This window comes from Kitasatospora sp. NPDC093806, assembly GCF_040683335.1.
Lineage (GTDB): Bacteria > Actinomycetota > Actinomycetes > Streptomycetales > Streptomycetaceae > Kitasatospora.
This window is the reverse complement of the sequence record NZ_JBFBDO010000052.1, coordinates 43,782-56,095: the sequence shown is the minus strand read 5'-3', so window position 1 is coordinate 56,095 and position 12,314 is coordinate 43,782. Positions and strand designations below refer to the sequence as shown.

The following is a 12,314-nucleotide window of genomic DNA, read 5'->3' as shown; positions in this document are numbered from 1 at the left end:
TCCGCCGGGCCCGCGAGGACTGGGAGACCGGCACCCGCTTCGGCGACGTCCACGGCTACGACGGGGACCGGCTGCGGGCGCCGGAGCTGCCCGACATCCCGCTGAAGGCGCGCGGACGAGTGCGCTGACCTGGACAATGCCTCGACGGCGTTCCGCTCCTCGTGTGTGCCTCCTCGGCAGGGCGGCCGACGCCGACCCGCGTCGGCCATGGCGGCTTCGGCGGGTCCGGTTGTGTGGTACGTGCTCGTGCACGGATGAACTCCTCTGCTGGAGCGGGCAATTGGAAGGGGCCGCGGGTTCGGCGCGGAGAACCCGCGGCCGGATCGGGAAGGGTCAGCGGCAGATGGCGGATTCCACCGCGGCCTCCACGTGCTGCTCGGCCCCGCGAGTCGGAATCATGGTCACCGCGATGCTGGCGGCGCGGCCGTCATCGGTGGCGCCGCCGGCGGTGTAGTAGCCGGGGATGGTCCCGCCGTGGCCCCAGTACAGGCCCCCGCACGGCAGTGGCCGGCTCACCAGGCCCAGCCCGTAGCGGACACCCGGACCCACCTCGTCGGCGGGGACGGTGGTGCGCATCTCGGCGAGCTGCGCCGCCGGGAGGAGGTGGCCGTCGAGCAGCGCCGTGTAGAAGCGGATCATGTCGCTGTTGGTGGAGACGGCGGCGCCCGCAGCCCAGCCCCAGGACGGGTCCAGTTCGGTGTAGTCGCGGAACGAGCCGTCGGCTTCTCGGTTGTAGCCCTTGGGGTGGGCCTCGTGGATGCTCGTGTCCCCCGGGCCGGGGAAGGAGGTGTGGCGCAGGCCGATCCGGTCGACGATGCGCCGGTTGATCTCTTCACCGAGCGGCCGCGCGGTGACCTTCTGGATGATCAGGCCCGCCACCAGGTAGTTGGTGTTGCTGTACTCCCAGCGCGCGCCCGGGGCGAAGTGAGCCTTCCGGGCCAGGGCCGCGTCGAGAAGGTCACGCGGTTCGTAGTACCGGGTCGGATTGGTGAGGATCGAGTCCTTGTCCACGTATTCGGGCAGGCCGCTGGTGTGTTGGAGCAGTTGGCGGACGGTGATGGCGCGTCCGTCGATGCCGTCGCCGCGCAGCAGGCCGGGGAGGTGGGTCTCGACGGGGGAGTCCAGGCCCACCTTTCCTTCGGCGACGAGCTGGAGGACGACGACGGCGGTGAAGGCCTTGGTGTTGCTGCCGATCCGTACCTGTCCGTTCGCCGGGACCTTGGCCCCGGTGGCGAGGTCGCCGACGCCGGCGGTGTAGCTGCGGGTGCGGCCGTCGCGGCCCTTGACGGAGGCCAGCGCGGCGGGCAGGCCGTCCTCCCGCACCAGCGCGTTGAGGCGAGACTGGACGGTGTCCGGCCTGCCGCCCGCGAACGCCGCGGTCGGTGCCAGTGCCCCGGCCGTCATCACCCCGGCGGCCACGGCGGTCACGACCGCCACCGCCCGGTGTCGGCCGCCCCGTCGGGAGAGCGGGAAGCGGCTGTGCGGTGCGTGCTCGTACACGAAAGGACCCCTCGGTGAATGGCGCCGGTGATTCCCGGCCTTGATCAAGAAGACCATTCGGGGGCAGGGGAGTTCGTCCGCACCCAGGACGAAGCCGCACCCGGGAGCGGACTCCGGGAGTCACTCTCGACCGGGACCGTACTCCCGGCATCCGGAGCCTCGGGTACGGCGACCGGGGGACCGACCAGCCGTACGCGGAGCAGCCGCGATCCCCGGGCCGGGAGCGGAGGTCCGGTGTGCTCCCGGCCCGGTGGGCGTGATCAGGGGAGGTCGGTCGGGTGCTCCTTCCGGTGGCGGGGGAGGCGGTGGGACTCGACCGGGCGGCCGGCGGTGAGGTGTTCGGTGACGATGCGGTCGGCGGCGGCCGGGTCGACCTTGCCGTACCAGACGTCGTCGGGCTGCACGCTGACGACGGGGGCCTGGTTGCAGGGGAACTGGCAGCCCGTCTGGGTGACGAGCACGTCGTCGTCCCCGAGGCCCTGCTCGGTGAGCCTCCGCACCAGGGCGCGCAGTCCCTCCTCCGCGCCCTGGGCCGCGCAGCGCGGGCCGCGGCAGACCAGGACCTGGTGCCGGTGGCCGGGGACGTCCTCCCAGGCCGCGGAGGTGAGGCCGGGCTCCTCGCCGGTGATGGCCTTCGTCGTCGCGGCCACCGTGCCGACGGCGTCGGGCGAGTCGGCCAGACGGGTCGCGACGAGGAGTTCGGGGCGGTGGCCCGCGCGCTCGCGCCACCAGTGCGCGGCGATCCGCCGCAGCCAGGAGTGGGCCGGGCCGGAGGCCGCGAGGCGGAGGCCGATCACGACCACGGTCCCGGTGCCCGTGTCGGCCAGCCTGGTCAGCTCGGCCGACAGGGAGGGGTCCGCCTGCTGGAGGAACGCGATCGAGGCCCGGTGCGCGGCCGCCGTCCGGAGGAGTTCGTCACGACGGACGGCCTCCGCGATCGACATGCCGACCAGGAGGACGGCACCGGGGCGGTCGGCGGGGCGGTGGGCGGGGGCTGCCGGGGCCGGCGAGGTCAAGGCGAAGTCCTTTCGGGGAGCAGTCCGTTCCACCGGATGTGCGGTCGGTCGTGCCGGGGGTGTCGTTCCACGGTGGCGTCGACGCCGTAGACGCGCGCGATCATGGGCGAGGTGAGCACCTTGGAGCCGGGCCCGTGCGCGACCAGTCGGCCGTCGAGCAGGACGGCGACCTCGTCGCAGTAGGCGGCGGCGAGTTCGAGATCGTGCAGCGCCGCCACCGTGGTGATGCCCAGCCCGCGCACGGTGTCGAGGAAACCGAGCTGGTGGCGCAGGTCGAGGTGGTTGGTGGGCTCGTCGAGCAGGAGCACGCCCGGTTCCTGCACCAGCGCCCGCGCGAGCTGCACGCGTTGCCGCTCGCCACCGGACAGCGTCGGCCAGGACCGGTCGAGCAGGTGGCCGACGTCGGCCGCCGCGACGGCACCGGCGAACACGGACCGCTCGTGGGCGTCGGCGGCGGCGTTCGCCGGGACGGGCCAGCGGCCGCGGTACGGCGTGCGTCCCAGCTCGACGACCTGACGGACCGGCAGCGCCAGCCGGGTGTCCGCCTGCTGCTCCATGAAGGCCACCTCGCGTGCGCGCCGGCGGGCGGTGAGCGCGTGGAGGTCCGCCCCGTTCAGCAGGACCCGCCCGGCGCTCGGCCGGGTCAGTCCGGCGAGCGCGCGCAGCAGGGTGGTCTTCCCGGCGCCGTTGGGCCCGAGCAGGCCGGTGATCCGGCCGGGGCCGAACGCGAGCGAGACCTCGTCCAGCAGGGTGGTGCCGCCGATGCGCACCCGGAGTCCTTCCGCGCGCAGCTCGGCGGGGGGCGGCGCCGTCATCGCCCGCTCCCCTCGGCCCGGCCCTGGCGCCACAGCAGCCAGGCGAAGAAGGGCGCTCCGAGTCCGGCCGTGACGACGCCGACCGGGATCTCCCGGTCGGGGAGGACCGAGCGCGCCAGGATGTCGCTGCCCACCAGGAGGGACGCGCCCACCAGCGCCGACGCGGGCAGCAGGACGGCGTGGCGGGGGCCGCAGAGGAGGCGGACCACATGCGGGACGACCAGGCCGAGGAACCCGATCACGCCGGTGTGGGCGACCAGGCACGCGGTCACCAGTGCGGCGGTGGCGACCAGGACCCAGCGGGTCCGCTCGACGTGGACGCCGAGGGAGCGGGCGGCGGTCTCGCCGAAGGCGAAGGCGTCCAGGTCGCGGGCCGCGGAGGCGAGGACCGTGACACCGGCCAGCGCGACCGCCGCCAGGAAGACGGCGGTGGGCCACCGCACGCCCGCGACCGAGCCGAGCGTCCACTCCATCACCCCGCGCGCCGCGTTGCGGTCCCCGAGGACCAGCACGGCGAACGAGGTGTAGGCCCCGCACAGCTGTCCCACGGCGATGCCCGCGAGCACGGTCCGGGTGGTCGGCAGCGACCGGGTGCGCGCGCCGGCCAGGGCCAGCACGACGGCGGCGGCGAGCAGCGCGCCGGCGAAGGCCGCCGTCGCCACCGCGCCGGTGCCCACGGCGCCGGACACGCCGACGCCGAGGACGATCACGGTGACCGCGCCGGCGGCGGCCCCGTCCGAGATCCCGAGCAGGAAGGGGTCGGCCAGGTCGTTCCCGGTCAGGGTCTGCAGCACGGCGCCGCAGACCGCGAGACCGGCGCCGGTCGCGGCCGCTCCCAGGACCCGGGGCAGCCGCAGCTGCCAGACGATCCGGTCGTCCAGCAGCGTCACCTGCGGGTCGCCCAGCCCGAGCCGGCGCGCCACGACGTCGACCACCGTCCGGACCGGCTCGGGCTGGGAGCCGACGGCCAGACCGAGGAGCACGGTGGTCAGCAGCACGGCCGCGGCGACGGCCAGGACCGCCGCCGCGCGGCCCCGACCGGCGGCCCGCCACCCGGCGGGGCGGGGTGCGGTCGGGCCGGCTGCGGTGGGGCGGGGTGCGGTGGGGTCGGCTGCGGTGGGGCGGGGTGCGGCGGTCATGACCCCGGGCGCAGTCGGCCGAGCTCCGCCGACACCCGGGCGGCGCCGTCGGCGAGCAGCACACCGGGCGTCGACTCGGAGAACGGGACCACCACGAAGGCCTTGCGCCGTACGGCGGTGAGCGTGCTCAGCACCGGGTCGCCCTGCAGATAGTCGATCTTGGACTGGGCGCTGTCCCAGTCGGCGTCCGCGAGCACGATGGCGTCCGGGTCCGCGGCGACGACCTTCTCCCAGCTGACGTTCTGCCAGGCGCCGGGCAGGTCCGCGAAGACGTTGCGGGCGCCCACGGCGTCGAGCACGAGCTGAGGCCCGCCATGGCCGGAGCCGACGAACGGCGCCTTGGTGTCCGAGTCGAACCACAGCACCTTCAGGTCCTTGCCGGCGGCCGTCGCCGCGAACCGGGCCAGCTGCTGCTCCTGCTGCCGCTGGATCGCGGCGGCCCGCTCGGGGACGCCGAAGACCTGGGCGACGTCGTTCAGTTCGCCCCACACCGCCTGCCAGGTCGTCGGCGGCACCTTGCTCTTGTCACCGCAGCCGAACGGGGACAGGTACGACGGGATGCCCTGGCCGCGCAGCTCCTCCCGGGTGCCCGCGACCTTCTCGGTGTACGCGCTGGCGTAGGAGGCGTACAGGAAGTCGGGGCGCGCCGCGAGGAGCTTCTCCTTCGTCGGGTACTGCTTGGAGAGCACCGGAACGGCGTCGTAGGCCGCCTTCCACTGCTCCGGGACGGCGTTGTCGAGATAGGCGGTCCCGGCCATCCGGGACTCCAGGCCGAGGGCCAGGGCCAGCTCGGTGGCACCCTGATTGAGTGTCACCAGGCGCTCGGGCGGCGCACCGACGGTCACGGTGGTCCCGCAGTTGTCCACGCTGACCGGCGCGGCACTTGCGGTCGTCCCGCCGGACGCGACCGGGGCGGGGGCACCGGCGCAAGCGCCGAGCACGCCGGTGAACAGGACGGCCGCGACCGCGCGGCCGATGTTGACCGGACGTGCGGAACGTATGGATCGAAACGGGTACGGCAAAGCGCTGGGCACGTGTTCTCCAAAACCCTCGTGGAACATGTCGCGCCGTGGCCGGTCTCCTGGCTTCCGCATCGACGCACCGCAGCCGACCTTCCCGGGCGGCTGTTCAGCCGTCCCAGTGGCCCTGACCGCTGGCAGAGCCGGTCAGCGAGGGCCGCGGCACTCCGCGGCAACAGTGGCGAGGGCCGCACCGGACTCAGACCGGTTTCCCGAACACCATGGCCACTGCAAGGTATCAGGTGGTCAGGCCGGTGCCGATCGATGCCCCGGGGGCTTGAGGGTCCGAGTGCGCGTCGGTCCTCCGGCACCGGCCGGAGGGCCGACGGGAGCCGCTGGGGCTCAGTCGACGGGGCTGTTCGGTCGGTGCGGGGTCGTCCAGGAGTCGTTCGGGATTGTCCACTCGAAGTCGCGTCCGTCGACCCAGGGGAGCCGCTTGGTCCACCGCTGGGTGGCGGCGATGCCCAGACGGGAGGCCTTGTCGGACCCGATCTGCCGGGGTGGCTTGGCAGCCCGGTACTGGATGGCCTCCACGTGCGGGAAGTCGTCGCCGTCGATCTTCACGGTGACGCCTTCGTCGTAGCCGCAGTCGTTCTTCGGCACGCCCAGTTCGACGTCATAGTCGACGGAGAACTTTTTGAGTCCAGGCCAGTTCGGGACGAACCCGATCAGGCCCTTGATGGTGGTTTTGAAGCCGTCGTCGGTCATCTTCGGGTCCGTCAGATCGTTGCCGTCGCCTTTGGCATGCGCTCCGATTTCGATCTGGGTGGGCGGAAAGAGATGGGTCGGTGCGAAGTCCATGACCACCTTTCCGGTGTCCGTGTCCCAGGCGAGGACGAGCCGGTAGGGCGCGTCGCCGTCGGTGGTGAACCCCCGGTCGTCCCCGGCGAAGGGTCCGACGGCCCTGTCCGCGATGAAGAAGCGCACGACGATGATGCCGTTCCCCGGTCGGGTCGGGCCGTCCTTCCTGATCTTCGTGTGGCCGGGATCCCAGCCCGGGTCGAAGAGCCGCCTGACCTCCTCGTAGTCCTGGTCGACCGCCATGAGGCCGATCGCGACCGAGAGCACCGCCGACCCGATCCCGGGGAGGAGTCCCTGCCACTGCGGGTCCGGCAGCAGGCCGCTCGGGTCGGAGCCGGTGGCCGGGGCGTTGTTCGCGTAGGCGTAGCCGTTCATCTGCTGCGGATCGGTCAGGTCCATCACGGGGTCGACGCTGATGAAGCGGCCGAGGGCGGGGTCGTACTCGCGGGCCCCGATGTGGGTGAGCCCGCTGCTGTCCTGCGGTTTGCCGAGGAAGCCCTTGTCGTCCGGCCAGGTGCCGGCCGCGGTGCCCTGCGGGGGTTGCGCGCCCCGGGGTGCGCCGAAGAGGGTCTGCTTGCGCCGGGTGACCTGCTGGGTGGCGCCGTCGATGCTGGTCGTGGCGGTCCCGTGCCGGTCGGCGGCCTGGAAGGTGACGGTGGTGGTGCCGGTCGCGGTGGCGCTGCGGACGGCGACGACCACGCCGTCGTGGGTGTAGCTGCGGGTCCCGAGGACCTTGGCCGACACCCGGTCCCAGGTGAGTTCGGTCTCGCCCAGGTAGAGGGTGACGAGGCCGGGTTCCTTGCGGAGCAGGCGGTTGCCGTCGGCGTCGTACACGTACGTCGAGCCGCCGCCCGCGCCGGCGGCCGGGTCGTTCGCGGCCAGGTGTCCCTGGTCGTTCCAGCCGAGGGTCTGGTCGAAGGCGCCGCCCGCGCCGGTGGCCGCGCGGCGGCGGAGGTTGCCCTCGGCGTCGTAGGCGTAGGTCTCGGTCCTGGTGCCCCCGGGGCCGGTCTCGCTCACGCCGGTGGTCCGGTGGCCGGTGTTGGCGTAGGTGCGGACGGTGCTGCCCGCGCCGCCGAGGCCGTGCCGGGTCTCGGTGCTCCGGTTGCCGGCGGCGTCGTACGTGTAGCTGGTCCAGTAGGCGTCGGGGCCGCCGACGTTCGCCGACGCTCCCGAGGCCGTGGGCGCCTTCGCGCACTGGTCGGTCGCCGTCCAGGCCTCCGTCGTGCGGCGCAGGGCGTCGTAGGCGAAGCACTGGGTGTCGGTCTGCGGGGTCCCGGCGCCGGCCTTCTGCTGCTCGCTGACGGCGGTGACGTTGCCGGCGGGGTCGTAGCCGTAGTGGGTGTCGGTGAGGTCGACTGGCGCGAGGTCGCGCTTGACGCTGACGTCGGTCAGCAGGCCGGTGTGCGGGTCGTAGCCGAGGCGCTGGTAGACGCGCTTGCCGGTGATCGAGGAGTCGACGCCGCTGGTCCGTCCGTAGTTGTCGTACGTGGTGTTCTGGACGTACGGCAGGAGGCCGGCGGTCGTCAGCGGCAGGCCGAGCGAGCCCTCGTAGGTGTGGCCGACGGTTTCCGCACCGAAACCGCCGGCCGCCGGCAGGTCGGTGCCCTCGGGCTTGCCGGTCTGCTGGTTGTAGTAGTACTTCCAGCTGTAGGTGCCGGCCAGTTGCCGTTCGGCGGCGGGGATGGTGACGGTCCGGCCGGTGGGCTGGTTGCGGTCGTCGTAGCCGGTGACCGCGGTGGTGTACGCCTCGCCGTTCTCGTAGCTGGTGGAGGAGGTGAGTCGGCCCTTGGCGAGGGTGTCGAACAGCCAGGCGGACCGTACGGTGGTGCCGTTGCGGACGGCGGTGGTCCGCCCGAGGGCGTCGTAGTCGGTGGTCAGGGTGACGCCGCGGGCGTCGGTCGCGGTGACCGGGCGGTCGAGGGCGTCGTAGGTGAAGCTCTGGGTGCCCTTGTCGGGGTCGCCGGTCGTGGTCCGCCGTCCCCGGACGTCGTAGGCGTAGGTCCACACGGCGCCGCCGGGGCCGGTCACCTTGGTGAGCAGGCCGCGGTCCGCGTACTCGTAGCCGGTCGTCACCCAGGCGGTGCGGGCGGCGTCGGTGTACTGGCGCAGTTCCGTGGTGTTGCCGCGGACGTCGGTGAGCTTCGTGGTGGCGGTGCCGCCGCTCGGCGGGAGGACGGTGGTGCGGTCGCCGCCGTAGACGGTGGTGGTGCGGGTCTTCTCCTGGTTGAGGTACTTGGCGACGACGGCGGTCGGGCGGCCCGCGCCGTCGAACTCGGTGACCTGCTGGTTCACCACGCCGTACGGGTCGCCGGTGACGAGCTTCGGCTCCGGCGCGCCGGTGGTGTAGTACGGCTTGAACTCGATCGGGCTCCGGCCGTGCGTGTCGTAGAACTTCTCCGTGATCAGCCGGCCCCCGGGGGTGAGCTGCTGGGTCTGGCGCTCGCGGAGCAGGGAGTCGTAGAGGGTGTAGCCGGTCAGGTAGGTCCCGTTGGGCAGGAGGGTCTTCGAGGTGACGATCGAGGGGCCGGTCCGGGTGACGTCGTAGCTGTACCGGACGCTGGGGTAGGACTGGTGGCCGGCCTTGGTCCAGCCCGCGGCCCAGCCCTGGGTCAGGCGGCCGAGGGCGTCGTAGACGCGGTCGGAGCGCTTGCCGTTGGGATCCACGGTCGCGGTGGTGAGGCCGCGGCGCGGGTCGATCTCGCTGGTGACGACGTGGCCGAGCGGGTTGGTCACCACGCTCCGCGCCGCGAGTTCCCCGGCGGCGGGGGTGTAGGCGGTGGTCGTGGTCGCGCCGGCGGCGTCGGTCATGGACGTCGCGCGGCCGTACCGGTCGTGGCCGACGGTCACCGTCGGCGCGTAGCCGGACCCGTCGCCCTTGATCTGCTCGGTCCCGGTGAGCAGCCCGCGGGTCGGCGCGGTGCCCGGCGTGCCGCCGTCGTATGCGCTCCGGTTGTCGGCGACCACGTCCCGGGGCCGGGCCGGGGTGTTCGCGCAGCCGGTGGCGACCGTCTCGATCCGGGACGGGAAGTCGAGCAGGTTGGCGGCGGTGTCGCGGGCGTACTCGGTACGGGTGCAGCGGTCGTCGGAGCTGACGGCGAGGTCGCCGAGGTCCTCCGACGTGGCGACCATGCCGTACCCGTCGTAGGTCGTCGCGGTCGCGTTCCGGCGCCACCCACCGCCGTCGACGAGGGTGCGGGTCTCGGTGCGGGCGGTGCCGGAGTAGCGGGCGACGAGGTCGGGGAGTCCGGGGCGGGCCCGGGTGGCGGTGGGGGCGGACTGCCAGGGGGTGTTGGTGGTGGCGGAGACGAGCGGGCCGCCGTCGCCCAGGTAGGTGCGGGTCTCCCGGGGCATGCCCTGGAAGGCGGTGTCGTCGTCGACGGTGGCGCCCTCGGAGTCGGCGACCCTGGCCCCGGGGATGCCGCGCAGGTAGACGGTCTCGGCCAGGGTGCGCCGGTCGTTGCCCGCGCCGGTGCGGGTCTGGACGGTGCCGTAGCCGCGGTACTCGGACCAGGTGCGCTGTTCGGGCCGGCTGAGTTCGTCGGTGGACTTCGCCCAGGCCGGTCCGTCCAGGTAGGTGTAGTCGGTGACCTTGGCCGGGGCCCCGCCGGTGTTGTCCTCCTCGCGGACCTGGGTGACCACGTACTTGTGGAACCAGTCGAGGGTGGGCTTGGTGTCGGAGGGTTTCTGCCAGTAGACCGGGTAGCAGCGGCGGCCGTTGGTCTCGGGGGCGGGCAGGTCGGCCGTCGTGCAGTCCTGGCCGGAGTAGACGGCGGCGATGGTCGCGCCGGTCTCGGTGGTGATGCTGTTGACGCGCCGGCGCAGGAAGGGCGGGGCGCCGTCGCCGGTGCCGTCGACCCGGTTGGCGAGCTGGACGCCGTTGAAGGTCACCGGCGGGACGGTGATCGGGCCGCCGCTGCCGGCGGTGCCGGTGCGGGTGACGGATTCGAGCCAGAGCGGGAACTCCTTGGCGGTGTCCCCGGTGGGCGGGAAGGTCTGGGCCAGCGACCAGGAGTCGACCTCCTGGTAGGCGCCGCCCACCAGCACCTTGGTGGTGACGGCGGTGAGCCGCTTGCGGGTCCAGAAGGACGGCGAGAACTGGCCCTTGCACTCCTTGCCGTCCGCGCAGTCGAGGTCGAAGGGGACGTCCGGCCACCACCTGGTGGTGTCCTTGGCGGGGTCCGGGTCGGTCTTGAGTTCCGCCGGCGCGCAGGTGATCTTCGCGGCGGCGTCGGGCAGGCAGCGCTCGGAGACGCCGAAGTCGACCCGGGCCGCGGCCGTGCCGTACACGGCGTCGGCGCGCAGGCCGTACTCGATCCGCAGCGGGTGGCCGCCGCGCACGTACGGGGTGGCGGTCGAGGCGCCGGTGGTGGTGCTGCCGTTGCGGCCGTAGTTGTTGGTCTCCTTGGCGTAGTAGACGGCCAGCGCGTTGCCGCGCGGGTCGACCACGTAGTCCAGGTTCCACCGCCAGCCCTGCTGGCACCAGGAGCCGGCGTAGTCCCCGGGCCGGTTGCAGTCCTCGCCGGGGTTGTTGCCGTAGACGGGGACGGTCCAGGCGGAGCCGGTCTCGTCCTTGCCGGCGGTCCAGCCGGGGAGGCGGTTGAGGCCGAAGAAGTACTGCACGCCGGTGGCGTCGGTGACCTTCCAGTGCTCGCCGTTGTCGTCGCCGTTGCCGGCGCCGGTCAGCTTCTCCACCTTCGAGGCGTTGTCGTTGACGGGGTGCCAGCTGCCGTCGGCGGCGCGGACCAGTTCGGTGGTGCTCCCGTTGAGGGACAGGGTGGCGTTGTCGCTGAACCAGCAGAGGTCGCCGGTCTTGGCGGTGTTGGCGGCGGTGCCGCCCATGTCGTCCGAGCAGGTGCGGTAACGGCGTTCGACGAAGTTCTCGGCGAAGGACCAGCCGTCACCCACCCAGTTGGACTGGTTGTTGCTCACCGACGTCCGGCCGTCGACGGCCTGGGAGGAGTAGGAGAGGGTGAGGCCGGGCTGCGGGCCGCCGAAGGCCTCGGGCGTGGGGACGGGGTAGGACCAGGTGAACCCGCCGGCCGAGTTCCCGGCGGTCCACGAGCCGGACGGGGCGAGGCCGGTGGCCTTGAAGTCGCCGCTCGCGCCCGCCGCCTGCGGTTCCGCCGCCAGCACGGTCGGGGCGGCGGCCGCGAGGGACCGGGCGGCCGGGGCGCCGGCCGTGAAGGCCTCTGCCCCCGGTGCGCCGGTCGCGTCCCCGGCCGGGGCGGCGGGGAGCTGTGCGGTCACCGTCCCGGCGCCGGCGTCGTTCACCGAGGCGAGGTCGGTGCGGACCTGGCAGGCCGGGACTTCGGGCGTGGTGAGCACGCAGGCGGGGAGCCGGACCAGCCGCAGCCGCGAGCCCCAGCCCGCGCCGACCGAGGCGGCGACCGAACGGTAGTCGACGCGCACCGAGAGCGTGCTGCCGTCGGGCGCTCGGCCGTCGGGTGCACCGCCGTCGGGGGCGGCGGCGTCGGGGGCGGCGGCGTCGGGGGCACCGCCGTCGGGCGCGGCGGTGTCCACGGTGAGGAGCAGCCCGTTGACGCCGGCGGCCCGTGCCGTCCGGGTGTCCAGCAGCTTCACGTGCGCCGAGGTGTCCGGCCGCCGCCCGGCCGCGTCCCGGGAACCACCCGGTCCGGCGGCGAGCGAGAGCTGGACGGGCAGCCGTCCGGCCGCCGTGAAGGAGTGCGGTGCCGCCGGCCCGCCGGTGAGGTCGACGGTGGCCTCGGCCTCCTGCGGCCACGCCACCGGGGCCGGCGCCGTCGCCGCTTCGGTGTCCGCGGGCAGGGGCTTCGGCGCGACCGGGCGCACGTGTGCCGGTGCCGCCGGCGCGCCGACCGCGCCGGGAGGCGCCGAGTGCGCGGCGAACGCCGAGGTCGGACCCAGCAGCCCGGCGAGCATCAGCCCGGCCAGGCCCGCCGCGGACCCCGGTCGGAACCGCTCTCTCGCCCTGCGCGACAGCGGAGTTCGGGTGCGGTCGTTCCTGAACGCGAATGCCACGGTGGTTCCCCCGTCCCGGTCATGCCC

General features: G+C 73.7%; 6 protein-coding genes, 1 pseudogene and 1 riboswitch. Of the genes and pseudogenes, 1 reads left to right on the top strand and 6 read right to left on the bottom strand.

What is annotated here, in order from left to right; genetic code table 11:
* A pseudogene (locus AB0N76_RS23485) lies at nucleotides 1-128 on the top strand (pirin family protein); the annotation flags it as partial.
* 205 nt (nucleotides 129-333) lie between these two features.
* Here the strand turns inward: AB0N76_RS23485 and AB0N76_RS23480 are convergent.
* The 6 genes from AB0N76_RS23480 to AB0N76_RS23455 form a co-directional block, all read right to left on the bottom strand.
* Nucleotides 334-1,404: a serine hydrolase domain-containing protein gene (locus tag AB0N76_RS23480; protein WP_363559926.1), complete on the bottom strand. Its 1,071-nt coding sequence runs from the start codon at nucleotides 1,402-1,404 to the stop codon at nucleotides 334-336.
* Nucleotides 1,405-1,760: 356 nt separating this feature from the next.
* Nucleotides 1,761-2,516 carry a (2Fe-2S) ferredoxin domain-containing protein gene (locus AB0N76_RS23475; RefSeq protein WP_363559924.1) on the bottom strand — a complete coding sequence of 252 codons (756 nt, stop codon included), beginning with the start codon at nucleotides 2,514-2,516 and terminating at the stop codon, nucleotides 1,761-1,763.
* Complete coding sequence (locus tag AB0N76_RS23470; protein ID WP_363559922.1) at nucleotides 2,513-3,331, bottom strand: ABC transporter ATP-binding protein; 819 nt, start codon at nucleotides 3,329-3,331, stop codon at nucleotides 2,513-2,515. Before AB0N76_RS23470 ends, AB0N76_RS23475 begins: the two co-directional genes overlap by 4 nt.
* Complete coding sequence (locus AB0N76_RS23465; protein ID WP_363559920.1) at nucleotides 3,328-4,470, bottom strand: iron chelate uptake ABC transporter family permease subunit; 1,143 nt, start codon at nucleotides 4,468-4,470, stop codon at nucleotides 3,328-3,330. The genes AB0N76_RS23470 and AB0N76_RS23465 overlap by 4 nt, the downstream gene beginning before the upstream one ends.
* A complete protein-coding gene (locus AB0N76_RS23460; protein ID WP_363559918.1) occupies nucleotides 4,467-5,285 on the bottom strand; it encodes an ABC transporter substrate-binding protein in 819 nt (272 codons plus the stop codon). The genes AB0N76_RS23465 and AB0N76_RS23460 overlap by 4 nt, the downstream gene beginning before the upstream one ends.
* A 238-nt stretch (nucleotides 5,286-5,523) precedes the next feature.
* Nucleotides 5,524-5,728: riboswitch (cobalamin riboswitch) on the bottom strand.
* A 103-nt stretch (nucleotides 5,729-5,831) separates the two neighbouring features.
* Nucleotides 5,832-12,287: an RHS repeat-associated core domain-containing protein gene (locus tag AB0N76_RS23455; protein WP_363559916.1), complete on the bottom strand. Its 6,456-nt coding sequence runs from the start codon at nucleotides 12,285-12,287 to the stop codon at nucleotides 5,832-5,834.
* Nucleotides 12,288-12,314: the final 27 nt, after the last annotated feature.

Excerpts from the sequence above, each read along its gene's own strand:
- AB0N76_RS23480 (WP_363559926.1), bottom strand. The coding sequence starts at position 1,404 with ATGACGGCCGGGGCACTGGCACCGACCGCGGCGTTCGCGGGCGGCAGG.
- AB0N76_RS23470 (WP_363559922.1), bottom strand. The coding sequence starts at position 3,331 with ATGACGGCGCCGCCCCCCGCCGAGCTGCGCGCGGAAGGACTCCGGGTG.
- AB0N76_RS23465 (WP_363559920.1), bottom strand. The coding sequence starts at position 4,470 with ATGACCGCCGCACCCCGCCCCACCGCAGCCGACCCCACCGCACCCCGC.